The organism is Tropicimonas omnivorans (assembly GCF_031846565.1).
GTDB lineage: Bacteria > Pseudomonadota > Alphaproteobacteria > Rhodobacterales > Rhodobacteraceae > Tropicimonas_B > Tropicimonas_B omnivorans.
The window spans coordinates 588416-612510 of the sequence record NZ_JAVRHL010000003.1 but is presented as its reverse complement, the minus strand read 5'-3'; the positions used below and the strand labels follow the sequence as shown (position 1 = coordinate 612510).

The 24095-nt window shown below is 66.4% G+C and carries 23 protein-coding genes and 1 pseudogene; 7 read left to right on the top strand and 17 right to left on the bottom strand.

Annotated features, from left to right (window positions below):
- Nucleotides 1-127 precede the first annotated feature (127 nt).
- Nucleotides 128-1642 carry an Asp-tRNA(Asn)/Glu-tRNA(Gln) amidotransferase subunit GatB gene (gene gatB / locus RM543_RS13505; protein ID WP_311692494.1) on the bottom strand — a complete coding sequence of 505 codons (1515 nt, stop codon included), beginning with the start codon at nt 1640-1642 and terminating at the stop codon, nt 128-130.
- Nucleotides 1643-1892: 250 nt separating this feature from the next.
- On the opposite strand from gatB, the gene RM543_RS13500 reads away from it, so the two are divergent.
- The 4 genes from RM543_RS13500 (at nt 1893) to RM543_RS13485 (ending at nt 5462) form a co-directional block, all read left to right on the top strand.
- On the top strand, nt 1893-2543 hold the full coding sequence (locus RM543_RS13500) for a transglycosylase SLT domain-containing protein (protein ID WP_311692492.1): 651 nt from the start codon (nt 1893-1895) through the stop codon (nt 2541-2543).
- 203 nt (nt 2544-2746) lie between these two features.
- A complete protein-coding gene (locus RM543_RS13495) occupies nt 2747-4357 on the top strand; it encodes a peptide chain release factor 3 (RefSeq protein ID WP_311692490.1) in 1611 nt (536 codons plus the stop codon).
- A gap of 81 nt (nt 4358-4438) precedes the next feature.
- Entirely contained in the window at nt 4439-5038 is a 600-nt protein-coding gene (locus tag RM543_RS13490; RefSeq protein WP_311692488.1) for a copper chaperone PCu(A)C domain-containing protein, read from the top strand.
- Entirely contained in the window at nt 4995-5462 is a 468-nt protein-coding gene (locus RM543_RS13485) for a hypothetical protein (protein ID WP_311692486.1), read from the top strand. The genes RM543_RS13490 and RM543_RS13485 overlap by 44 nt, the downstream gene beginning before the upstream one ends.
- 104 nt (nt 5463-5566) lie before the next feature.
- Here RM543_RS13485 and RM543_RS13480 read toward each other — a convergent pair whose 3' ends face one another.
- Nucleotides 5567-5992 (bottom strand): OsmC family protein, encoded by a 426-nt coding sequence (locus tag RM543_RS13480; protein ID WP_311692484.1) that lies wholly within the window; start codon nt 5990-5992, stop codon nt 5567-5569.
- 245 nt (nt 5993-6237) lie between these two features.
- Between RM543_RS13480 and RM543_RS13475 the strand changes: the two genes are divergently transcribed.
- On the top strand, nt 6238-7803 hold the full coding sequence (locus tag RM543_RS13475; RefSeq protein ID WP_311692482.1) for a DEAD/DEAH box helicase: 1566 nt from the start codon (nt 6238-6240) through the stop codon (nt 7801-7803).
- 158 nt (nt 7804-7961) lie between these two features.
- The gene (locus RM543_RS13470) at nt 7962-8486 is read left to right on the top strand and encodes a flavodoxin domain-containing protein (protein ID WP_311692480.1); all 525 of its coding nucleotides are present in this window, start codon (nt 7962-7964) and stop codon (nt 8484-8486) included.
- A 67-nt stretch (nt 8487-8553) separates the two neighbouring features.
- On the opposite strand, the gene RM543_RS13465 is transcribed toward RM543_RS13470, so the two are convergent.
- The 15 genes and pseudogenes from RM543_RS13465 to RM543_RS13395 form a co-directional block, all read right to left on the bottom strand.
- Complete coding sequence (locus RM543_RS13465; protein WP_311692478.1) at nt 8554-10221, bottom strand: ribonuclease J; 1668 nt, start codon at nt 10219-10221, stop codon at nt 8554-8556.
- Nucleotides 10218-11006 carry a type III pantothenate kinase gene (locus RM543_RS13460; protein ID WP_311692476.1) on the bottom strand — a complete coding sequence of 263 codons (789 nt, stop codon included), beginning with the start codon at nt 11004-11006 and terminating at the stop codon, nt 10218-10220. Before RM543_RS13460 ends, RM543_RS13465 begins: the two co-directional genes overlap by 4 nt.
- Nucleotides 10990-11778, bottom strand: coding sequence for a biotin--[acetyl-CoA-carboxylase] ligase (locus RM543_RS13455; protein ID WP_311692474.1), 789 nt, complete (start codon nt 11776-11778; stop codon nt 10990-10992). Before RM543_RS13455 ends, RM543_RS13460 begins: the two co-directional genes overlap by 17 nt.
- Nucleotides 11768-13210 (bottom strand): NADH-quinone oxidoreductase subunit NuoN, encoded by a 1443-nt coding sequence (gene nuoN / locus RM543_RS13450; protein ID WP_311692472.1) that lies wholly within the window; start codon nt 13208-13210, stop codon nt 11768-11770. Before nuoN ends, RM543_RS13455 begins: the two co-directional genes overlap by 11 nt.
- Nucleotides 13211-13393: 183 nt before the next feature.
- Nucleotides 13394-14893, bottom strand: a pseudogene (locus RM543_RS13445) (NADH-quinone oxidoreductase subunit M); the annotation flags it as partial.
- 4 nt (nt 14894-14897) lie between these two features.
- Nucleotides 14898-17102 carry an NADH-quinone oxidoreductase subunit L gene (gene nuoL, locus RM543_RS13440; protein WP_311692470.1) on the bottom strand — a complete coding sequence of 735 codons (2205 nt, stop codon included), beginning with the start codon at nt 17100-17102 and terminating at the stop codon, nt 14898-14900.
- Between the two features lie 4 nt (nt 17103-17106).
- Nucleotides 17107-17412 carry an NADH-quinone oxidoreductase subunit NuoK gene (gene nuoK, locus RM543_RS13435; RefSeq protein ID WP_311692468.1) on the bottom strand — a complete coding sequence of 102 codons (306 nt, stop codon included), beginning with the start codon at nt 17410-17412 and terminating at the stop codon, nt 17107-17109.
- A 157-nt stretch (nt 17413-17569) separates the two neighbouring features.
- A complete protein-coding gene (locus RM543_RS13430; protein ID WP_311692466.1) occupies nt 17570-18187 on the bottom strand; it encodes an NADH-quinone oxidoreductase subunit J in 618 nt (205 codons plus the stop codon).
- A 3-nt stretch (nt 18188-18190) separates the two neighbouring features.
- Nucleotides 18191-18598, bottom strand: coding sequence for a carboxymuconolactone decarboxylase family protein (locus RM543_RS13425; RefSeq protein WP_311693362.1), 408 nt, complete (start codon nt 18596-18598; stop codon nt 18191-18193).
- A 37-nt stretch (nt 18599-18635) separates the two neighbouring features.
- Nucleotides 18636-19130 carry an NADH-quinone oxidoreductase subunit NuoI gene (gene nuoI, locus RM543_RS13420; RefSeq protein WP_311692464.1) on the bottom strand — a complete coding sequence of 165 codons (495 nt, stop codon included), beginning with the start codon at nt 19128-19130 and terminating at the stop codon, nt 18636-18638.
- 19 nt (nt 19131-19149) lie between these two features.
- On the bottom strand, nt 19150-19569 hold the full coding sequence (locus RM543_RS13415) for a hypothetical protein (RefSeq protein ID WP_311692462.1): 420 nt from the start codon (nt 19567-19569) through the stop codon (nt 19150-19152).
- A gap of 3 nt (nt 19570-19572) precedes the next feature.
- The gene (gene nuoH / locus RM543_RS13410) at nt 19573-20610 is read right to left on the bottom strand and encodes an NADH-quinone oxidoreductase subunit NuoH (RefSeq protein ID WP_116084015.1); all 1038 of its coding nucleotides are present in this window, start codon (nt 20608-20610) and stop codon (nt 19573-19575) included.
- Between the two features lie 8 nt (nt 20611-20618).
- Nucleotides 20619-21041 carry a hypothetical protein gene (locus RM543_RS13405; protein ID WP_311692459.1) on the bottom strand — a complete coding sequence of 141 codons (423 nt, stop codon included), beginning with the start codon at nt 21039-21041 and terminating at the stop codon, nt 20619-20621.
- Nucleotides 21038-23062 carry an NADH-quinone oxidoreductase subunit NuoG gene (nuoG, locus tag RM543_RS13400; protein WP_311692457.1) on the bottom strand — a complete coding sequence of 675 codons (2025 nt, stop codon included), beginning with the start codon at nt 23060-23062 and terminating at the stop codon, nt 21038-21040. The genes RM543_RS13405 and nuoG overlap by 4 nt, the downstream gene beginning before the upstream one ends.
- Before the next feature lie 252 nt (nt 23063-23314).
- On the bottom strand, nt 23315-23710 hold the full coding sequence (locus RM543_RS13395) for a DUF5333 domain-containing protein (protein ID WP_311692455.1): 396 nt from the start codon (nt 23708-23710) through the stop codon (nt 23315-23317).
- 184 nt (nt 23711-23894) lie between these two features.
- Here RM543_RS13395 and RM543_RS13390 point away from each other — a divergent pair, with 184 nt between their 5' ends.
- A complete protein-coding gene (locus RM543_RS13390; protein ID WP_157968930.1) occupies nt 23895-24059 on the top strand; it encodes a hypothetical protein in 165 nt (54 codons plus the stop codon).
- Nucleotides 24060-24095 lie beyond the last annotated feature (36 nt).

The following is a 24095-nucleotide window of genomic DNA, read 5'->3' as shown; positions in this document are numbered from 1 at the left end:
CGGGCGCCGGGCCCGCCCCCGCGGGGCCTTGGGCGTCCGGATGGCCGAAGCTCCGCCCCCCGAGACCGCTTGTCAGCGCAAGGATCCTGCGAAGGACACATCCCCCCCGGTGCGCGCCCCCCGGGGCCTAGAGCCCCAGCTTCGCGGTCACGATATCGTTGACGGCCTTGGGGTTCGCCTTGCCGCCGGTGGCCTTCATCACTTGGCCGACGAACCAGCCGGCGAGCTTGGGATTGGCCTGCGCCTTCTCCACCTGCGCCGGGTTGTCAGCGATCACCTGGTCCACGGCGGCCTCGATGGCGCCGGTATCGGTGACCTGGCGCATCCCGCGCTCCTCGACGATGCGTGCCGGATCGCCGCCCTCGGTCCAGACGATCTCGAAGAGGTCCTTGGCGATCTTGCCCGAGATGTCGCCCTTCGAGATCAGGTCGATGATCTGCCCCAGCTGCGCCGCCGAGACCGGGCTGTCCTCGATGTCCCTGTCGTCATCCTTCTTGAGACGCCCGAAGAGCTCGTTGATCACCCAGTTGGCGGCCAGCTTGCCGTCCCGACCGACCGCGACCTCTTCGAAGTAGGCGGCATTCTCGACCTCGGCGGTCAGAACGCTGGCATCGTACTCGGTCATCCCGAAGCCGGACACGAAGCGCGCCTTCTTCTCGTCCGGCAATTCGGGAAGGGTCCCCGCGATATCGTCGACCCAGCCCTGCTCGATCTCGAGCGGCAGCAGGTCGGGATCGGGGAAATAGCGGTAATCGTGCGCCTCTTCCTTGGAGCGCTGGCTCCGGGTCTCGCCGCGGTCGGGATCGAAGCCGCGCGTCTCCTGCACCACCTCGCCGCCATCCTCGAGGATGGCAATCTGGCGCCGCGCCTCGACCTCGATGGCCTGCTGGATGAACCGCGTCGAGTTCATGTTCTTGATCTCGCAGCGGGTGCCCAGGTGGGAGAAGTCCCCGGTCTCGCGGTACTTCTCGAAGTCGCCCGGACGGCACACCGAGACGTTGACGTCCGCGCGCAGGTTGCCGTTCTGCATGTCGCCGTCGCAGGTCCCGAGATAGCGCATGATCTGGCGCAGCTTCAGGATATAGGCCGCAGCCTCCTCCGGTCCGCGGATGTCGGGGCGGCTGACGATCTCCATGAGCGCGACGCCCGCGCGGTTGAGGTCGACGAAGGACGCGGCGGGGTCCATGTCATGGATCGACTTGCCGGCGTCCTGCTCGAGGTGGATCCGCTCGATCCGGACCTTCCGCGCGATGCCGGGGCCCATGTCCACCATCACTTCGCCCTCGCCCACGATGGGATGGTAAAGCTGGCTGATCTGGTAGCCCGCCGGCTGGTCGGGATAGAAGTAGTTCTTCCGGTCGAATGCGGAGAAGAGGTTGATCTGCGCCTTCAGCCCCAGCCCCGTGCGCACCGCCTGCGCGATGCAATACTCGTTGATCACCGGCAGCATCCCCGGCATCGCGGCATCCACGAAGGCGACGTTGCTGTTGGGCTCGGCGCCAAACGCGGTGGAGGCGCCGGAGAAAAGCTTGGCCATCGAGGAGACCTGGGCGTGGACCTCGAGCCCGATCACGAGCTCCCAGTCCTCCTTCGCTCCCTGGATCACCTTGGGCGCTGGGGCGTCGTGGGTCAGGTCGAGCATGGCCTCATCTCCTCGGGCGGGTTCGGACCGGCAGGGCCCCTTACTTCGGCGCGTATCTCTAGGGGCGCGGGCCGCCCGGAGCAAGCCCGGCCCGGCCCACCGGGGGGGCCGGTGCATTTTAACCAGCTGGTAAGGTCGTGGGCGAGGCTTCGCCGAAAACACCTTGCCTCAGGGACAGAAGGTTGTGCGACGGCGACGAATCGGACACCTGTCCGGCCCGTTACCTGGGACAAGTTCACGAGAACATCACATGACACGAGTATTCAGGGCGTTGCGGGCGCTTGCAATCGCGGCCGTGCCTCTCTTCGCGCTCAGTGCGTGCGACGCCGTTCAGGCGAACCGCTCCGTCGAAGCCACCCGCGGCCTGCAGGCGCCGTCCACCCTTCCGGTCATGCGCTGGGACCACCGTCCCGAGGGCAAGACCTGGACGATGACCGCCCTCACCGCCCTCGAGGATCACGGCGCCATCCTTCCCGACATCATTCCCGGCGACATCGAGCAATGGTGCCCCGCCTACGACGATGCCACCGAAGAGCAGCGCAAGGCCTTCTGGACCGGCCTTCTCTCCGCTCTTGCCAAGCATGAGAGCACGTGGAACCCCGCGGCCGTCGGCGGCGGCGGCAAGTGGTTCGGCCTCGTGCAGATCTCCCCTGCGACGGCCCGCTCTTATGGTTGCACCGCCGGGTCCGGGTCCGCGCTCAAGAACGGCGAGGCGAACCTGTCCTGCGCAATCCGCATCATGGCCCGCACTGTGAAGCGCGATGGCGTCGTCTCCGCAGGGATGCGCGGCGTGGCGGCCGACTGGGGCCCGTTCCACTCCTCCCGCAAACGCTCGGACATGATGCAGTGGACCCGCAGCCAGCCCTTCTGCCGCGATGCGGACGAGAAGGCCGGCCTCTGAGCGATCCTTCCCCGGCTTCGATCCTCAGCGGGCGCCTTCGGGCGCCCGTTTTCGTACGCGGGGGTCGCCGAAAGCGGACAGCACGCCCGTTAACCCACCTGACCGGACAGGCCCACGCATGGCGCCTCGTCCGTCCCGGCCCTGCCCCATCACCGATCGCGCTTTTCGTTGTGCGTCCCGCGCGCGGCCTCTATATCGCGGCCATGTTGGATGCCGCCCCCACGAACCGCCCCGATCTGCCGCCGGAAATCGCCCGGCGCCGGACCTTTGCCATCATCTCGCACCCCGATGCGGGCAAGACGACGCTGACCGAGAAGTTCCTGCTCTTCGGCGGCGCGATCCAGATGGCGGGGCAGGTCCGCGCCAAGGGCGAGGCGCGGCGCACGCGGTCGGACTTCATGCAGATGGAGAAGGACCGGGGCATCTCGGTCTCCGCCTCCGCCATGTCGTTCGACTACCAGCGGTTCCGCTTCAACCTGGTGGACACGCCGGGCCACAGCGACTTCTCCGAGGACACCTACCGGACCCTGACCGCCGTCGATGCCGCGATCATGGTGATCGACGGGGCCAAGGGCGTCGAAAGCCAGACCCGGAAGCTGTTCGAGGTCTGCCGGATGCGGGACCTGCCGATCCTCACCTTCTGCAACAAGATGGACCGGGAAAGCCGGGACGTCTTCGAGATCGTGGACGAGATCCAGGAGAACCTCGCGATCGACGTGACGCCTGCGTCATGGCCCATCGGCATCGGCCAGGACTTCCTCGGCTGCTACGACATGCTCAACGACCGGCTCGAGTTGATGGACCGGGCGGACCGCAATCGCGTCGGCACCACGGTCGAGATCACCGGGCTGGACGATCCCAAGCTTGCCGACCACGTGCCCGAGCACCTTCTTGCCACCCTTCGCGAGGAGGTCGAGATGGCCCGGGCGCTCTTGCCGCCTCTCGACCGGCAGGCCTTCGCCGAGGGCACCATGACGCCGATCTGGTTCGGCAGCGCGATCAACTCCTTCGGCGTGAAGGAGCTCATGGACGGCATCGCCAATTTCGGCCCCGAACCCCAGCCCACCTCCGCCGAGCCGCGCCAGATCGCGCCCGAGGAGCAGAAGGTTTCGGGCTTCGTCTTCAAGGTGCAGGCCAACATGGATCCCAAGCACCGGGACCGCGTCGCATTCCTGCGCATGTCTTCGGGCCACTTCACCCGGGGCATGAAGCTGACGCATGTGCGCTCGAAGAAGCCTATGACCATTTCGAATCCCGTCCTCTTCCTCGCGTCTGACCGCGAGCTTGCGGACGAGGCGTGGGCCGGGGACATCATCGGCATTCCGAACCACGGCCAGCTCCGCATCGGCGATACGCTGACCGAAGGCGAGGCCCTCAAGGTCACGGGGATCCCCTCCTTCGCGCCGGAGCTTCTGCAGAATTGCCGCGCCGGCGATCCGATGAAGGCCAAGCACCTCGAGAAGGCGCTCATGCAGTTCGCCGAGGAGGGCGCGGCGAAGGTGTTCAAGCCCACGCTCGCCTCCGGGTTCATCGTCGGCGTCGTCGGTCAGCTGCAGTTCGAGGTCCTCGCCAGCCGCATCGAGCTGGAATACGGCCTGCCCGTGCGCTTCGAGCCGTCCCAGTTCACCTCCGCCCGCTGGGTCCACGGCCCGAAGGCGAAGGTCGAGGCCTTCGCGGAGAAGAACAAGGGTCACATGGCCGAGGACAACGACGGCGACCTCGTCTATCTGACGCGCCTGCAATGGGATATCGACCGCGTAGAGCGCGACTATCCCGACCTCACCCTGAGCGCGACGAAGGAGATGATGGTCTGAAGGCGCGTCACACGGATGTCATGCGCGGCGGTTAGGGCACGGCCTTGATACGATATCACACAGCTTCGGAAAGCCCCTCCCATGACCGCTCCCCTCATCTGGCCTGCCCTTCTGTCCATCCTGCTCGCCGCCGCGCCGTTTGCCGTAAGTGCGGATTCGCATGAGCATGAGCATGAGCATGAGCATGAGCATGAGCATGATGACCACGCCGAGGGCACGCACAACCACGAGCAAGGGCACGAGCACGCGCACGACCATGAGCACGATCACGAGGCCGCGCATCTGGCCGAGCTGGGCACGCTGCGCATCCTTCATGCCTGGTCGAACGCGACGTCCCGCGGGCCCGTCCGTATCTTCATGAAGATTCAGAACCGGGACGACGCCGCGGCAACCCTGACCTCCGCCACCACCGATCTCGGCGACGCCGTGATCGTCGGCGCTCCCGTGCACGCCGGCGGCGATCCGCTTGAACTGTCCGAGCTGGTCATCGAGGCCGATTCGGACTTCGACCTCGCGCCGCAGACCGTCTATATCGAGATCGCCGAGCCCGCCCATGCGTTGCAGCAGGGCGACGTCGCCGAGGTGGACCTCACCTTCGCCGATCTGGGCACGGTGGACGTCGATGTGGAGGTCGAAAGTGCAGACGCGACGCAGCATTCCCACGCTGGCCACAATCACTAGCCTCGCTCTCGCCGCGGCGGCCCTGCCGGCCGCGGCCGATCCCGCCGGATGGGATATCTTGACCAGCGTCGAGCTGTCGGAAAGCGTCGGCGAGGACGGCGAATGGCGCGCCGCGAAGGTCTTCCCGGAGGCGCTTCGCGCAGCGGCCGAGGAAACCTTCTCCGTGACCGGCTACTACGTCCCCATCGTTCCGGAGGCCTACACCACGACCTTCCTGATCGTGCCGACGCCCGAGGATTGCCCGTTCTGCGGCGGCAAGGGGGGCTTCGGCACGAGCCTCGAGGTCACCACTGCGGCTCCCATCGCGGACATGCCCGAGGGTACGGAGCTCACCGTCTCGGGTACTCTCGAACTGATGGACGATCCGCAGACCTTCCAGTCCATGCGTCTGACGGGCGCCAGGGTGACCGGGCCCACGAGCTGAGCCGCTCCGCACCGTCCGTCGGTCTTCCAGCACAAAAAAAAGGCCCCCGCACCGAAATGCGAGGGCCGCTCCTTGATCCCTTCAGGGATTCAATGGTCCCGGGTTCAGACGAACTTGGCGTCCATCGTGATCTCGGCATTGATCACCTTGGAGAGCGGGCAGTTCTCCTTGGCGCCGTTCGCCGCTTCGAGGAACTGCGCCTCGGTCGCGTTCGGCACCGAGCCCGTCACGTCCAGGTGCACCTTCGTGATGGCGAAGCCGCCGTCCTTCTCCTCCAGCGACACCGTGGCCTTTGTCTCGATGTTGTCCGGGGTCAGGTCGGACTGGCCCAGAACCATCGACAGCGCCATGGAGAAGCAGGCGGCATGGGCCGCGCCCAGGATCTCCTCGGGGTTCGTCCCCGGCTCGCCCTCGAAGCGCGTGTTGAACCCGTAGGGCTGGTCGCTCAGCGCCCCCGTCTGCGTGGAGACGTGGCCGGTGCCGTCCTTGAGACCGCCCGACCATTTCGCGGAACCGCTCTTGTTGATCATCTCTCGGTAACTCCCGTGTATGAATTCAAGTCTGGCCCACCAACGCGTCCCGGACCAAACCAGTTGCACGGGGCCTCAGGCGCGGTAACCCAGGATGCTCGCCGAGATTGACCGCTCCGCACCGGTGGTGTAACTGCCCGTGACTCCTTCCCGATCCGCGGGCAGGAACCTTGAGGGGCGCCAGAAGACCGCGTCCCGCCAACGGCGCCGCCGGATACGCCGGACGCCCCACGCGACTGGACCGCATGACCAAGTTTTCCGACCTCAATCTGGACCCGCGGGTCCTCACCGCCATCGAAGACGCCGGCTACGAGACGCCGACACCGATCCAGGAAGGCGCCATTCCGCCCGCCCTGACCGGACAGGACGTGCTCGGCATCGCCCAGACGGGCACCGGCAAGACGGCCAGCTTCACGCTTCCGATGATCACGCTGCTGTCCAAGGGCCGCGCGCGCGCGCGCATGCCGCGCAGCCTCGTGCTTGCCCCCACGCGGGAGCTCGCGGCGCAGGTCGCCGAGAACTTCGACGTCTACGCCAAGCACACCAAGCTGACGAAGGCGCTGCTGATCGGCGGCGTGTCCTTCGGCGAGCAGGACAAGCTGATCGACCGCGGCGTCGACGTGCTGATCGCGACGCCCGGCCGCCTTCTGGACCATTTCGAACGCGGCAAGCTCCTGCTCACCGGCGTTCAGATCATGGTGGTCGACGAGGCGGACCGGATGCTCGACATGGGGTTCATCCCCGACATCGAGCGCATCTTCCAGCTCACGCCCTTCACCAGGCAGACCCTGTTCTTCTCGGCCACCATGCCGTCCGAGATCGAGCGGCTGACCAATACCTTCCTGTCGAACCCGGCGCGCGTGGAGGTTGCCCGCCAGGCCTCGACCTCCGAGACGATCACGCAGGGCGTCGTCTCCTTCAAGCCGACCCGCAAGGATCGCGCTTTCTCCGAGAAGAGCGCCATGCTCCGCGCGATGATCACGCGGGAGGGTGACGGCCTGCGAAACGCCATCATCTTCTGCAATCGCAAGCTCGATGTAGATGCGGTCGCAAAGTCGCTCAAGAAGAACGGGCTGAACGCGGAGCCGATCCATGGCGATCTCGACCAGTCTCACCGGACCCGGACGCTCGATGGCTTCCGGGACGGCTCCATCGCCTTCCTCATCGCGTCGGACGTGGCCGCGCGCGGGCTCGACATTCCGAACGTGTCCCATGTCTTCAACTTCGACGTGCCGAACCACGCCGAGGACTACGTTCACCGGATCGGACGCACGGGCCGGGCCGGCCGCACGGGCGTCGCGCTGATGCTCGCAACCCCGTCGGACGACAAGCAGGTCGCTGCGATCGAGGAGATGATCGGCCAGCCCGTGCCGAAGATCGATGCGCCGGAGGTGCCGAAGGCCCGCAGCCGGACGCGCTCCCGCACGGCCGACGAAGACGCCGTCCCCGCAGCCGACGCCGCGCCGGCCGAAAGCGCGGCAACGGAAACTGCCAGCGATTCCCCGAAGGAGGAGACGCCGAAGCCGCGCTCCCGCAGTCGGTCCCGCAAGCCGGCCGCGGCGCCCGCGGTCGAGGCAGATGCGCCAGCGGCCCCCTCCGCAGAGCCTGAGGTCGCCGCACCCGAGCCCGAGCGCCCCCAAGCCGAGCGCTCTCAGGACGAGGCTCCGAAACCCTCCCGCGGCCGGTCGCAGCGCAAGTCGTCTTCCCGCCGGGGCGGATCCAACGACAAAAGCGGCGACGACGTCGTCGGAATGGGGGATCACGTCCCCGAATTCATCACCAGGTCCTTCCTCGCGCGCAGCCCGAGCTGACCCGGACAAGACCGGCCAAGTGAAATCGGCGGCCCCTCGGGGTCGCCTTTTTCATGTCCGGCGGCCCTCCACCTCGTCCGGTTTGACCCGCATCAAGGACGCGGCGGCCCGGATTGCTGCATAGCCCCCGGCATCAGGGGCGAGGACGGAGGACATAGATGCGCATCGCGATCGTCTACGCGACGCTGGAGGGGCACACGGGCAAGATCGCAGACTTCGCCCGCTCCCATCTCGAAGACGCGGGCCACGCAATCCGGCTCATGGAAACCGGACGCGGTGATGTCACGACGCTGGAGGGCGCAGAGGCGGTCATTCTTGCCGCGCCAGTGCACGAGCGTCGCCACCCCGCCCCGTTCGAGGACGCATTGAGGGCGCTCGGCCCAGAGCTCGCCGCCCGCCCCACGCTCATGCTCTCCGTCAGCCTCAAGGCCGCCTTTGCGGAAGGGCGGGAGGAGGCGCAGGACTATTTGGACGAGATGAAGCTCCGGTGCGGCACGAACTTCACGGCCGAGATCCTCGTGCCTGGCGCGGTCAGGCCCGGCAGCTACGACTATTTCGAGAAGGAGGTCGTCCGCTCGGTCGTCCTGCGCGGACAGGACATCGGTTCAACCTTTGAGACACGCGACTTTACCGACTGGGACGCGCTTGGCCGGGCGCTTACTGACTTCGTCGGTCGCGCCTGACGGCATCCCCTCTATTCCCGAAAGCCTGGCGCGGCGGGGATACGTGCACCCCCGCCGCGATCTTTCTTCAGGTGAGGCGCGACACCACGACGATCACCTCGGGCTTGCGGCCGATTTCCTCGGCGCACACCTGGCGGACGGAGCGGCGGAGAAGCTCGTCGAGCTTGTCGTCGTCGACGATCGTCTTGTTTTCCGCCCGGCCAAGGGCCGCGGCCGTCTGCTCTTCGATCCGCTCGACCAGCGGCGCGCCGGAGCGGCCGGTTTCGGCAAGGCCCATGATCTCGGCCCAGGGATCGCCGAGGGGGGCGTCGTTCTCGTCCAGAAGCACGGTCAGCACCACGAGGCCGTTCAGAGCCATCCGCATCCGCCCGCGGACCACGCCGTCGAGCGCCCCCACCAGGACCGATCCATCGAGATAGGTGCGGCCGGTCTCGACATGGTCGATCACCTCGGGCGCGTCACCCGACAGGCTCAGCATCGTGCCGTTCACCGCGACGACGCTCGGGATGCCCTTGGCGGACGCCACTTCGGCGTGACGCCGGAGCATGCGGTGCTCGCCGTGCATCGGCACCAGCATCGAGGGCCGCATCAGGTCGTGCATCGCCTCGAGATCCGGGCGGTTGGCATGGCCCGAGACGTGGTAATCGCCGGAGCTGTCATCGACCACGTCCACGCCCAGCTCGCTGAAGTTGTTCATGATCTGGATGACGCCGGCCTCGTTGCCGGGGATCGTCTTGGAGGAGAAGAGGAACATGTCCCCCTCCGCCATCTTCAGACCGAGATACTTGCCGCGGGAGAGCTGCGCGGAGGCCGCGCGGCGCTCGCCCTGGCTGCCGGTCACGATCAGCATCAGGCTCTCGCGCGGGACGTCGGTCGCTTCCTCGGCGGTGATGAAGTTCGGCAGGTCATCCACCACGCCGGTCTCCCGGGAGACGGCAACCATGCGCTGCATCGCCCGGCCGAGAAGACAGACCGACCGGCCGGCGGCGATCCCCGCCTCGGCCAAGGTCTTCACCCGCGCGACGTTGGAGGCGAAGGTGGTCGCGACCACCATCCCGCCGGCGCCCGCCACGAGCTCGCGGATATTGGGACCCACGGTCGCCTCGGAGCGGCCCGGATGGGTGTTGTGGATGTTGGTGCTGTCGCAGACCAGGGCCTTGATGCCGTCCTTGGCAACGCTGCGCCACAATTCGGGATCGAAGGCCTCGCCGACCACGGGGGAGCCGTCGAGCTTGAAGTCACCGGTATGGACGACGCGGCCCGCTGGCGTGTCGATCACCAGCGCGGAGCTTTCGGGGATGGAATGGGACACCGGCAGGAAGCCGACGCGGAACGGCCCGGCCTCGACCTGAGCGGGCCAGACATCGGCGACGTTGAGCGCCGAGCTGTCGCCGCCCTGCTCTTCCAGTTTCCGGCGGGACAGCGCGGCGGTGAAGATCCGCGCGTGCATCGGAACCCGAAGCTCCTTCCAAAGGTGCCCCAGGGCGCCGATATGGTCCTCGTGCCCGTGGGTGAGGAAGATCGCCTCGAGCCGGTCCGCCCGCTCTTTCAGCCAGGTGATGTCCGGCAGGATGAGGTCGACGCCGGGGGTGCCGTCCATGTCCGGGAAGGTCACGCCGAGATCGACGAGGATGAGGCGTTCCTCTCCCTCCCGGCCCCAGCCGTAGACATAGGCATTCATGCCGACTTCACCCGAACCGCCGAGCGGCAGGTAGATCAATCTCTCGGTCTTCATGGTGCGGGGTGAACTCCGTTCTTATGGTTATACGAATGGATCACGGTCAGGCCGTGAATGGTCAGATCATCTTCAAACATGTCAAACAGCGTGTCGCCCTGCTGGAAGAGCGGCGCAAGGCCTCCGGTGGAAATCACTTTCATCGGACGTCCGTATTCCGCCTTTATGCGGGCACAGATCCCGGAAATCAGCCCGACATAGCCCCAGAACACACCCGACTGCATGCAGTCCACCGTATTCCGACCGATCACCTGCGGCGGCATGGTCACGTCCACGTGGGGCAAGGCGGCGGCTGCGACGTGCAGGGCTTCAAGTGAGAGGTTCACGCCCGGGGCGATGACGCCGCCGACATAGGCTCCGTCCTCGGCCACCACGTCGAAATTCGTGGCCGTGCCGAAATCAACGACGATCAGGTCCCCGCCATGGCGGTCCCAGGCTCCGGCGGCATTGGCAAGGCGGTCGGGGCCGACACGGGTCCCGGCATCGACCCTGGGCTCGATCGGCAGTGCGCAATCGGGCTTCCCGACGACGCGCGGGCGGCAGGAGAAGTAGCGGTCGGAGAACACCCTGAGATTGAACACCACACGCGGCACCGTCGAGGAGACGATCACCGCGTCGATGTCGATCGGAAGGCCGCGATGTTCCATCAGTGTGGAGAACCACACGTAATACTGGTCCGCCGTCCGCTGATGCTCGGTGGAGGTCCGGAAGGTGGCCACGATCTCAGCGCCGTTCCAGACGGCGAAGACGGTATTCGTGTTGCCGCAGTCAACGCAGAGAAGCATTCGGGATCTCCGGTTTGGCGAAGTGGATATCGGCCGCAGGCAGGGTGATCAGCCCGCCTTCGGTGGCGAGACATAGCGCGCCGGTGACGTCGATCCCCTCGAACCGGCCGGTCAGTGTCTCCGTGCCGGTCCGGGCGTGGATCGTTTGACCGAGCCGCGCGGCGCGGGCCAGCCAGGCGGTCCGGATCGGCGCGAAGCCCTCCGATTTCAGGGTCTCTTCCCGCGCGGCAAAGGCATCGCCCAGAAGCGACAGGAATTCCTCCGGCGGGGCGAGATGCCCGGTTTCGCCCACCAGGGAGACTGGACGCACCGCTCCCGCCTCGACCTCGGACGCATCCGGCGCCGCGGCGAGGTTGATGCCGACGCCGATCATGAGAAGGGACGTCAGATTCCCCTTCGCCGTGGATTCCAGCAGGATCCCGGCCACCTTGCCGCCGTTCAGCAGGACGTCGTTCGGCCATTTGAGTGACAGGGCAGCGGGCCGCCCGGTGATCGCCGTCAGGGCATCGTCGAGCGCGAGAGCGGCGGTGAACGAGCGCAGCGCGGCCTCGGGAGCGGGGCGATCGAGCGGAAGCGCCAGCGTGGCGGCGAAGTTGCCCTCCGGCATCCGCCACGCGCGCCCCCGTCTTCCCCGGGCACCGGTCTGGCGCTTCGCCAGAACCCAGAGCGGCCGGGTCAGGTCCCCTGCCCGCTCCCGCGCCGCGTCCATCGTGCTGGAGACCTCCTCCAGCACGCACGTGTCGTAACCCCGGCCGACGCCGTCAGGGAACAAGCGTCAAGGCCGCACTGGCCGCAGCGCCTTCGATCCCGAACAGGTTGACGATCCCGACCACCATGATCGCGGCGGAGCCCATCAGGACGAGCCAGTGCGTCATGTTCATGGCGCCGTCGATCCGCGGCGTGTCCTCGGAGCCGAAATACATCATGAAGACGATCCGGAGGTAATAGTACGCGCCAATGACGGACGCGATACCGGCGAGGAGCGCCAGCCACCACAGGCCCGCATCGACCGCCGCCGCGAAGGTCGCGAACTTGCCGAAGAAGCCGAGGAGCGGCGGAACCCCGGCGAGCGAGAACATCAGGATGAGCAGCGCGAAGGCCTTCAGCGGCTCCTTGCGGGAAAGCATCGAGAGCCCGTCGATCCGGGTGACGTGCCGCCCCTCGCGCTCCATCGACAGGATGAATGCGAACGCGCCGAGGTTCATGGTGACGTAGATCGCCATGTAGATCAGCATCGACTGGACGCCCTGCACCGTGCCCGCGGAGAGACCGACGAGCGCGAAGCCCATATGCGCGATGGAGGAATAGGCCATCAGACGCTTGATGTCTGTCTGGCCGATCGCGGCGATCGAGCCGAGGAACATCGAGATCACGGCAAGGAAAGCGGTGATCTGCTGCCAGTCGTCGACAACGGACCCGAACGCGCCGTAAGTCACGCGGGCAAGGAGCGCCATGGCGGCAACCTTGGGCGCGGTCGCGAAGAAGGCGGTGATCGCGGTGGGCGAGCCCTCGTAGACGTCCGGCGTCCACATGTGGAACGGCGCGGCGGAAATCTTGAACGCGAGACCGGCGAGCAGGAAGACAAGCCCGAGAAGGAGCCCGACGCCGATATCCTGCCCCGCGGCAGCGGCAAGGACGATCCCCTCGAAGGAGGTCGTGCCGGCATAGCCGTAGGTTAGCGAGGCGCCGTAGAGGAGCAAGCCCGACGAGAGCGCCCCGAGCACGAAGTACTTCAGGCCCGCTTCGGTGGAGCGGATGCTGTCACGCCGCAGAGACGCGACGACGTAGAGCGCGAGCGACTGAAGCTCGAGGCCCATGTAGAGAACGATGAGGTCACCGGCGGAGACCATCACCATCATGCCGACCGTCGCGAGCGTGATCAGGACGGGATACTCGAAGCGGAGCAGGTCCCGCGCCGCCATGTAGGTGCGGCTCATGAGCAGCACGATCGCGGCGGAGAGCAGGATCGTGACCTTGGCGAAGCGGGAGAACCCGTCATCGATGAACATCGCGTCAAACGCGAGCCGGGTCCCGTCTTCAGACAGGAGGATCCAGACCGCGACGGCGGCGAAGACAGCGGAGGTGACCCAGACCAGCGTCGGAGCAACCTCGTCCTTGCCGGTATAGACACAGGCGATAAGGGCCAGCATCGCGTAGACCGCGAGGAAGATCTCGGGGAGGAGCGTGGCGTAATCGGCGGACATGAGGGCTTAGTCTCCCTGTTCGTTGGCCACTGGGGCCTCTGGCTCGGCTTCGGCCTCGGCGGAGCCGTCGTCCGCAGCGGTCTCGGGCTCGGCGCCGGCGTCTTCATCGGTCTCAGGCGCAGTCTCGGCGGGGCCCGCAACCATTTCGGCGGTCGCGACCTGCTCGGGCGCGGCCTCGTCGAGGGCGAGCTGATAGCCGTCAACGAGCTCCTCGACGGAGGGGCCGATGATGTCGGTCACGAGCGGCGGATAGACCCCGAGCAGCAGCGTCATCACCACGAGCGGGGCGAACAGCACCTTCTCCCGGCCGGACATGTCGGTGATCGTCCGCAGGCTCTCCTTGATCAGGTCGCCGAAGACGACCCGGCGATAGAGCCAGAGCGCGTAGGCCGCCGAGAGGATCACGCCGGTAGTCGCGAGAACGGCGATCACAGTGCTCACCTGGTAGATCCCGACCAGCGTCAGGAACTCGCCGATGAACCCGCTCGTCCCCGGCAGGCCGACATTGGCCATGGTGAAGAACAGGAAGATCAGGGCGTAGGCCGGCATCCGGTTCACGAGCCCGCCATAGGCGTCGATCTCGCGGGTATGGATACGGTCGTAGACCACGCCGACGCAGAGGAAGAGGGCGCCGGAGATGAAGCCGTGGGAGATCATCTGGAAGATCGCCCCGTCGACGCCCTGCTGGTTCGCCGTGAAGATCCCCATGGTCACGTATCCCATGTGGGCGACGGACGAGTAGGCGATGAGCTTCTTCATGTCGGACTGCGCCAGGGCCACGAGCGAGGCGTAGATGATGGCGATGACCGACAGCCAGAAGACCAGCGGAGCCAGAAGGTCCGAGGCGACCGGGAACATCGGCAGGCTGAACCGCAGGAAGCCGTAGCCGCCCATCTTCAGAAGGATCGCGGCGAGGACGACGGAGCCCGCGGTCGGGGCCTGGACGTGCGCATCGGGAAGCCAGGTGTGCACCGGCCACATCGGCATCTTCACCGCGAAGGAGGCGAAGAAGGCGAGCCAGAGCATCGTCTGCAGACCGCCGACGACCTGTATCCCGAGGAGGCTGAACGTCTCCGATCCGAAGTTGTGCGTCAGCAGGACCGCCATGTCGGTGGTGCCGGCATCGGAGTACATCGCGATCATCGCCACCAGCATCAGGATCGAGCCGAGGAAGGTGTAGAGGAAGAACTTGAACGCGGCATAGATGCGGTTCGCCCCGCCCCAGATACCGATGATCAGGAACATCGGGATGAGGCCGGCCTCGAAGAAGAGGTAGAAGAGGACGAGATCGAGCGCGCAGAAGACGCCGAGCATCAGGCTCTCGAGCGCCAGGAAGGCGATCATGTATTCCTTCACCCGCGTCTCGACGTTCCAGCAGGCGCCGATGACGATGGGCATCAGGAAGGTCGTGAGCATGACGAACAGGATCGAGATGCCGTCTACGCCCATCTTGTAGCGCAGGCCCAGAAGCCAGTCCCGGTCCTCGACGAACTGGAAGTCCGGATTGGACGGGTCGAACCCGGCAAGCAGCAGGAGCGACACGAGGAACGTCGCAAGTGACGCGATCAGCGCAAGCCAGCGGGCATTCCGCCGGGCTGCCGGATCGTCGCCCCTCAGGAACAGCGCCAGGATGATCGCCGCCACGAGGGGCAGGAAGGTGATGATTGAGAGAAGGTTCGTCATCGGATCAGCGCCCCGCGATCAGCGTCCAGGTCACGAGGATCAGCACCCCGATCACCATGGCGAAGGCATAGTGGAAGAGATAGCCGCTCTGGGCCCGCCCCGCGAGGCGGCTGAAGAACGGCACGATCCCGAGCGCGAGCCCGTTGATCCCGCCGTCGATCATCGTCCCGTCGCCGCGTCGCCAGAGGAACCGGCCGAGGCCGCGCGCAGGCGCCACGAAAAGCGTGTTGTAGACCTCGTCGAAATACCACTTGTTGTAGAGGAAGGCATGAAGGTGCCGCTGGTTGTTCGCGAGCCGCTTCGGCAGCGACGTGTCGCGGATGTAGAACACCCAGGCCACCACCAGCCCCAGGAGCATGGCGACGAAGGGACTGGCCTTCACCCAGATCGGCGCGGCATGGGCATCCTCGAGGACGTGGTTCTCCGGGCCGAAGTAGAGCGCCCCGTCTCCGGGACTGCCGCCGAAGGCGACGTGGTGTTCACCCTCCTCGGCATGACCGCCCTCGGTTTCGACGAGAGCGTCGCCCGCCTGGTCCAGATCGCCCTCACCGGCCTGCTCGGCGGCCGCGACGACGCCTTCGCCGTGCTCCTCCGCCTCTTCTTCGGTCGGCGTTCCGGCGGCATGGCCGTCTTCGGCCGCCGCGTGCGCCTCACCGGCTTCGTGCTCCTCGGCAAGCGGGATGTCGTAGAAACGGGCGACCTGATCGGCATGGCCGAAGAAGCTGCCGTACCAGATCATCCCGGCGAAGATCGCCCCGAGGGACAGGACGCCGAGGGGGATCAGCATGGCCTTGCCGCTCTCGTGGGCATGCTCGTGCGTGTGCTTGTCGCCGCGCGGCTCGCCGAAGAACGTCATGAAGATCAGGCGCCATGAGTAGAACGAGGTGAACGCGGCGGAGATCACCAGCATCCAGAAGCCGTAATACCCGACACCCGTCCCCGCGCCCCAGGCGCTCTCGATGATCGCGTCCTTGGAGAGGAAGCCGGCGAAGCCGATATGGGTGAGCGGAATGCCGACACCGGTGATCGCCAGCGTCCCGATCATCATCGCCCAGAACGTGTAGGGCATCTTCTTCCGCAGGCCGCCGTAGTTCCGCATGTCCTGTTCGTGGTGCATCCCGTGGATGACGGAGCCCGCCCCGAGGAAAAGCATCGCCTTGAAGAAGGCGTGGGTGAACAGGTGGAACATCGCCGCCGAGTACATGCCGACGCCAGCCGCCACGAACATGTAGCCGAGCTGCGAGCAGGTCGAGTAGGCGATGACGCGCTTGATGTCGTTCTGCACGAGGCCGACCGTCGCCGCGAAGAAGGCGGTGGTCGCGGACAGAACGACGACGAAGGCGGTGGCGCCCGGCGCGAATTCCATCAGCGGCGACATCCGGCAGACGAGGAAGACCCCCGCGGTCACCATCGTCGCGGCGTGGATCAGCGCGGAGACCGGCGTCGGGCCTTCCATCGCGTCCGGCAGCCAGGTGTGCAGGATGAGCTGGGCCGACTTGCCCATGGCGCCGATGAAGAGAAGGAGCGCCGTCAGCTCGGCCGCGTTCACGTCGAACCACAGGAACGGGATCGTCATCTGCGCGATCTCGGGGGCGGCGGCAAAGATGTCATCGAACTGGATCGAGTCGACGAGGAAGAACAGCGCGAAGATACCGAGCGCGAAGCCGAAATCGCCGACGCGGTTGACGATGAACGCCTTCATCGCGGCAGCCCCGGCACTTTCCTTGCGGTAGTAGAACCCGATCAGCAGGTACGAGGCGACGCCGACGCCTTCCCAGCCGAAGAACATCTGCGCGAGGTTGTTCGACGTGACCAGCGCGAGCATCGCGAAGGTGAAGAAGGAGAGATAGGCGAAGAAGCGGGCCTTGTAGTGCTCGCCCGGCCGGAAGTTCTCGTCATGCGCCATGTAGCCGAAGCTGTAGAGGTGCACGAGACTGGAGACGGTGGTGATGACCACCAGCATGATCGCCGTCAGCCGGTCGAGGCGGATGGACCAGTCGGCGACGAGGCTGCCCGAATCCATCCAGCGCATGATCTGGATCTGCTGCGCCGGACCGTCGACGCTGAAGAACACGATCCACGACAAAAGGGCGCAGAGGAACAGGAGCCCGGTCGTGAGCACCATGCCGGCCTGCTCGCCGATCACGCGCCAGCCGAAGCCGCAGATGATCGCACCGATCAGCGGGGCGAATAGGATGATCGTCGTCATCGCGTCAGCCCTTCATGTTGTTGACGTCTTCGACCGCGATCGTGCCGCGGTTGCGGAAGAAGCAGACGAGAATTGCAAGGCCGATCGCCGCCTCAGCGGCCGCGACGGTCAGGACGAAGAGCGTGAAGACCTGCCCCACGACGTCCCCGAGATAGGCCGAGAAGGCGACGAGGTTGATGTTCACGGCAAGCAGCATCAGCTCGATCGACATGAGCACGATGATGACGTTCTTGCGGTTCACGAAGATGCCGAAGATGCCGATGACGAACAAAGCCGCCGCCACGGTCAAATAATGTTCAAGTCCGAACATCTGTCCCTTCCCCCATGTCTTGACGCACAGGTCTCAGCGAAATCCGAATCCGAAGATCAGGATGAGCACGACGACCGCAGCAGCGATCAGTGTTGTGTTGCGGCTCATGCCGATCTCCTTCCGGCCGCGCCATGCGACCATGGTGCCGGGCGCGGGCTCAAAGCCCCTGCCCCGGCTTGACGTCCTTGAGTTCCATAGCCTTGGCCGGATCGCGGTACATCTGCGCCAGGACGTTCTGGCGCTTGACATCCGTGCGGTGACGCAGCGTCAGGACGATGGCCCCGATCATCGCAACGAGCAGGATCAGGCCCGCAAGCTGGAAGAGCAGGATATACTGGTCGTAGACGACGAGGCCGAGCGCGCTGATGTTCTCGGGCTGCCCCTCGATCAGGGCCGCGCCCGGCCGGGCAAGGACGGTCACACCGTCGGCCGTGCTCCACGCGCCGAAGACCAGAACGAGCTGCATCAGCAGGATCACGACGACCAGCGAGGCCAGCGGCACGTAGCGCGTCAGTTCGGCCCTGAGTTCGGCGAAGTCCACGTCGAGCATCATCACGACGAAGAGGAACAGCACCGCCACGGCGCCGACATAGACGACGACGAGCAGCATCGCGATGAACTCCGCCCCGAGGAGCACGAAAATCGCCGCCGAGGACAGAAATGCGAGAATGAGCCATAGCACCGAATGGACCGGGTTGCGCCCGACCACGGTGAACAACGCCGCCATGATGACGATGAAAGCGAAGGCATAGTTTGCCAGATCCGCGATGGTCATGCGTCAGCCGTCCTTCTTCGTCTCTTCGAACACGCCCTGAGCGAGCTGCATCGCCCGGCTCATGGCCGGAACGCCACCGAACACCACCATCTGCCCGATGACTTCGGCGACCTCCCTGGGGGTGGCGCCGGCCTCAAGTGCGTGACGCACGGTGAGGCGGATCTGGGGTTCGGCGGTCGCTCCCTGCGCCACAAGCGCGGCGAGCGCAAGGAAAAGTCTTGTCTTCGCGTCGAGGCCCTGCGGGTTCAGCCCCTGGCCGAACCACATCTCCATCGCGTCGCGCGGCATGGTGGGCCAGAGGGCCTCGAGATCGCCCGGGGAAAAGCCTTCGAGCGCAGGATTGAGGGACTGCGCCCAGTCTTGGCTGGCGCGCATCATCGCCTCGAACGGGTTCTTCGGCCCCTCGCTCATCGGCATGCCCCGACCATATCGCGCCCCTGCCCCGACATCAGCGGTAGGGCGCGTCCAGCTCAAGATTGCGGGCGATCTCCGCTTCCCAGCGGTCCCCGTTCTCCAGGAGCTTGGTCTTGTCGTAATAGAGCTCTTCGCGCGTCTCCGTCGCGAACTCGAAATTCGGCCCCTCGACGATGGCATCGACCGGGCAGGCTTCCTGGCAGAAGCCGCAATAGATGCACTTCGTCATGTCGATGTCGTAGCGCGTCGTCCGGCGGGAGCCGTCCTGGCGGGGCTCGGCGTCGATGGTGATCGCCTGGGCGGGACAGATCGCCTCGCAGAGCTTGCAGGCGATGCAGCGCTCTTCGCCGTTGGGGTACCGCCGGAGCGCGTGCTCGCCGCGGAACCGGGGCGACAGGTGCCCCTTCTCGTGCGGATAGTTCACCGTCATCTTCGGCGCAAAGAAGTACCTGAGCCCCAGGCTGAGGCCCTTGAACATGTCGGCGAGCAGGAAATACTTGCCTGCTCTCTGCCAATCCATCGCGGTCATCTTGGGTTCGACCTCCGGGTCACTTGGGTCCCAGTTTGAAATCTGCCTTGAGGCCCTTCACGGGCCCCGTTCCCGCCTCCGGGCTGCCCATTTCGCCGAGCAGGATGCGGCGCATCATGCGCAGGGCGCCGGCATACTCGTCCACCGAGAGCGATGCCGGCGTCCCGCCGCCGGCGGTGTGGTGCTCGAGGTAGAGACGCATGTCCGTCCCCATCTCGCTCGCCTCCTCGGCCGGCATCGGCGGGAAGGGATCGTACTCAGCGCGCGGCGCTGCAAGCCAGACCTGAACCGCCTGCGCCAGCCGGGTATCGTCCAGCGCCGACGCGTCGGCCCCGCCGAGCTCGGCGATCACCGCCTTGCGGAACGTAGCGCCTTCTTGGTGCAGCTCCCGCAGGGACAGCCCCGCCAGCCAGCCGCCCAGATCCGAGGCGTAGGACATGCCTCAGCCCCCCACCGCGTAGCGTGCCCAGAAGCCGCCCAGCACCTCGAACTTGGCGAGGAACGCGATCAGGACGACCCAGATCAGCGACAGCGGAAGGAAGACCTTCCAGCCGATGCGCATCAGCTGGTCGTAGCGGTAGCGCGGCACCACGGCCTTCACCATGGCGAAGAGGAAGAAGAAGAAGGCCATCTTCGCCACGAGCCAGAGCGCGCCGTCCGGCAGGCCCGGGATCGGGGAGAGCCAGCCGCCGAAGAACAGCAGCGAGTTCACGGCGCAGAGCAGGAAGATCGCGATATACTCGCCGGCCATGAAGAGCAGGAACGGCGTCGAGGAATATTCTACCTGGTAGCCCGCGACGAGTTCCGACTCGGCCTCGGGAAGGTCGAACGGCGCCCGGTTCGTCTCCGCGAGGCAGGAGATGAAGAACAGCGCGACCATCGGCAGGTGCGGCAGCCAGAACCAGTTCAGGAGGCCGAACGCCCCGTCCTGCGCGCGGACGATATCGTTGAAGTTCAGCGAGCCCGCCGAGATCACGACGCCGATGATGATGAGACCGAGCGAGACCTCGTAGGAGATCATCTGGGCGGCGGAGCGGAGGCTGCCGAGGAACGGATACTTCGAGTTCGACGCCCACCCGCCCATGATCACGCCGTAGACCTCCAGCGAGGAGACGGCGAACAGGAACAGGACGGCGACGTTGATGTCCGCCAGCACCCAGTGCTCGTTGAAGGGAATCACGGCCCAGGCGACCATCGCGAGGACGAAGGACAGTAGCGGCGCGAGCAGGAAGATCGCCTTGTCCGCGCCCGCCGGGATCACGACCTCCTTGAGGACGTATTTCAGAGCGTCGGCCACCGATTGCAGAAGCCCGAAGGCGCCCACAACGTTCGGCCCGCGCCGCATCTGGACCGCGGCCCAGATCTTACGGTCCCCGTAAACGAGGAACAGCAGCGAGATCATCACGAAGCCGAGGAGCAGAACCCCGTAAAGCGTGATGAGCAGTGCACTGCCTGCCGTGGTTTGGATGAAGGTACCCATTCCCTACCTCAGATCGTCGGTATGCCCCGTTCGTCGCAATCCTGGACCGTCACCTCGGCGTCGATCCTCAGAATGCCCTCCGGTAGCGCTGGCGAGACCGTGTAAACCGCATCCGCGCGCCAAACGCCACCCTCTTCCGCAACCCTTGTCCTGACGTGACGGGCAAACCCGTACCCCCGGATCAGGGTATATCGTGCTGCGGCGCAGCGGGCGTAGTCGTCCACGTCCGCCGCGTCCCGCGCGCCCCGCATCTCCACGACGAAAAGAACGAGATCGTCGCCCAGTAGCCGCGTCCGCACGCCGTCGTATATGCCGCCCGGCGGCGCGGCGGGGCGAACCGTCGCAGGCGCCTCCGTCTTTTCGGAGGTGCCGGCCCCGCATGCCGCGAGGCCGAGAAGCGCGAGTCCCGCGAGACCCCGGCGGAGACTCACTCCGCCGCGAGCCGCTCGCCGTTGCCGGCACGTTCCTTCGCCGCCGCTGATAGTTCCGCCATCAGCGCGCTCGCCCGGGCGACGGGATTGGTCAGGTAGAAGTCCCTGACCGGGGAGGCGAACGCCCCCGATCCCAGCTTGCCCGCAGTCGCCGGCGCGTCGCTCTCAAGCTCGGCACGCTCGTCGATCCGCTTGAGATGCGCATGGGCGGAGACGAGGCGCTGGCGAAGCTGTGCCAGGCTGTCCCACGGCTGCACCGATCCCAGCTCGGCGGAGAGGGCCCTGAGGATCGCCCAGTTCTCCTTCGCCTCGCCCGGCGCGAAGCCGGCCCGGAAGGCGAGCTGCGGACGGCCTTCGGTGTTCACGAAGAGACCGTTCTCCTCGGTCCACGCAGCGCTCGGGAGAATCACGTCCGCCCGGTGTGCACCGCGGTCGCCGTGGCTACCCTGGTAGATCACGAACGGCCCCTCGGCGATCTCCACCTCGTCAGCGCCGAGGCTGTAGATCACGTCAGCGCCGTCCATCGCGGCGGTGACGCCCCCTTCGGACACGGCACCGACATCGAGCGCCCCCACGCGAGAGGCGGCGGTGTGCAGAACGAGAAGTCCGGCCTCCGCCTTCGCGGCAAGCTGGCGCAGGCTCGCCATGACGTCCGCCCCGTCCTCGCCCTGCAGGGCGCCCTGCCCCACCACGATGACGGACGGGCCTTCGGGGAAGGAGTCGCGCCCGGCCAGATCGGTGAGCGCCGCACGGTCGGGACCCAGATGCTCGTAATCGTAGGTCAGCTCGGCCGCCTCGCCGATCGCGGAGACGGACCCGCCGGCCAGCCACGCCTTGCGGATGCGCGCGTTCAGGACCGGCGCCTCAGCCGCGGGGTTGGTGCCGACGAGAAGGATGTTCCGCGCCGTATCGAGGTCCTCGATCGCGGCGGTGCCGACATAAGTGCCGCGATCCGCCGCATCGAGCTTCGCCCCGTCGGTCCGGCACTCCACCGTACCGCCCTGCCCCTCGATCAGCTGCTTGAGCGAGAAGGCCGCCTCGACGGGCGCAAGATCGCCCACGAGGCCGAGCGCCTTCTTCGCATCTTTCAGCGCGCCGGCCACGGCCGCGAGCGCCTCGGGCCAGGTGGCGGGGCGCAGCTTGCCGTCCTGCCGCAGGTAAGGCCGGTCAAGGCGCTGGCGGCGCAGGCCGTCGAAGACGAAGCGGGTCTTGTCGGAGATCCACTCCTCGTTGATCCAGTCGTTGTTCCGAGGCAGGATCCGCATGACCTCGCGGCCCTTGGTGTCCACCCGGATGTTGGAGCCGAGCGCGTCCATCACGTCGATGGTCTCGGTCTTGGTCAGCTCCCAGGGGCGGGCCGTGAAGGCGTAGGGCTTGGAGACCAGCGCGCCCACGGGGCACAGGTCGATGATGTTGCCCTGAAGGTTCGAGCCGAGCGTCTCGCCGAGATAGGAGGTGATCTCCGCATCCTCGCCGCGCCCGGTCTGGCCCATCTGCGTGATGCCGGCGACCTCGGTGGTGAACCTCACGCAGCGGGTGCAGGAGATGCAGCGCGTCATGTGCGTCTCGACGAGGGGGCCGAGATTCAGGTCCTCGGTGGCGCGCTTCGGCTCGCGATAGCGGGAGAAATCGACACCGTAGGCCATCGCCTGGTCCTGCAGGTCGCATTCGCCGCCCTGGTCGCAGATCGGGCAGTCGAGCGGGTGGTTGATGAGCAGGAACTCCATCACCCCCTCGCGGGCCTTCTTCACCATCGGGGAATTGGTCTTCACCTGCGGCGGCGCGCCGTCCTTGCCCGGCCTGAGGTCCCGGACCTGCATGGCGCAGGATGCGGCGGGCTTCGGCGGGCCGCCCACGACCTCCACGAGGCACATCCGGCAGTTGCCCGCGATGGATAGCCGCTCGTGATAACAGAAGCGCGGGATCTCGATCCCAGCCTGCTCGCAGGCCTGAATGAGGGTCATGGCCGGATCGACTTCGATCTCGGCGTCGTCGATGATGATCTTGCGAAGATCGGACATTGGGACTGGCCTCTCGCTCGTCTGCCGGGGCGGTCCGCGTGATCGCGCACGGCCCCCGCCGTCAGCAGGTTCTACCGCGGGATGCCCCAAGGCGCCAGCGGGAGCAAGGGGGTCGAGGCCGATGGGGGCGCTCCGGGCGTCATCGTGTCGCTGATGTGAGGAGAGTTAACGCAAGGTCGAAGGCCGGCGGGAGCTGGCGTCAGCCGAAGGGGACCGCCTCCCGCATGACGTCCTGCCCGCCGCAGCCCCGCCCTACCGAAGCAGGCGGCCGATGGCGCTGCCTTCCGCCATCTCGGCGCGGGCGACCTTGCAATAGCTCTCCCGGTCCCCCTCCACGGCCCCCTTGGCTGAGAGTTCGGCGCGGGCTTCCGCCTCGAGACGTTTCTTGTCCTTCCTGCTGTCGACATAGGCGTCGATCTCGCTCTGCGAGTAACCGCGATCCTTCGCCATCTGCTCGAGCTGCCTGAGGTAGTTTATGCCGCGGAGCAGACGAGCATTGACGCCGGGGCAGTTGTCGCTGAGTTCGACGGCGGTCGCGGTGGCCTTGAGGCCGGCATTGATATCCGTTTCACCTCTCAGGCCCTGGGCATTGGCGCCCGTCGCGGCGGCGGACAGAAGAAGCAGGGACAGGGCAGTGGATCGAAGCATTGGCGCTTTCCGGAACTGGTGTGTCGTTGACGCCAACAGCTGACCGCGGCACTGCGGCTATGCAATAACCAGGCCCCGTTCCCCCCTATCACGAACGCGACAGCCCTTGCTTTACTGGTATCGCGGGAACCGAGGCCGCACCGGTATCGTTCCATAGCCCAAAGTCATTTACAGGAGGTCCTCGATGACCCTCTACGACCTCGACCGCAACGACACCGTGAAGACGGCCCTGTTCCTCGGCGGCCTTGCCCTCGCGGGATTCGCCCTTGCGCGATTCATCAAGGCGAGCCGCGAGGAGGAACTCTACGCGCCGGCGATCCAGCGCCCCCGCGAGACCGCTCGGTACTGATCCGCATTGCCGGTTACCCGCCACCAGACCGGAGGC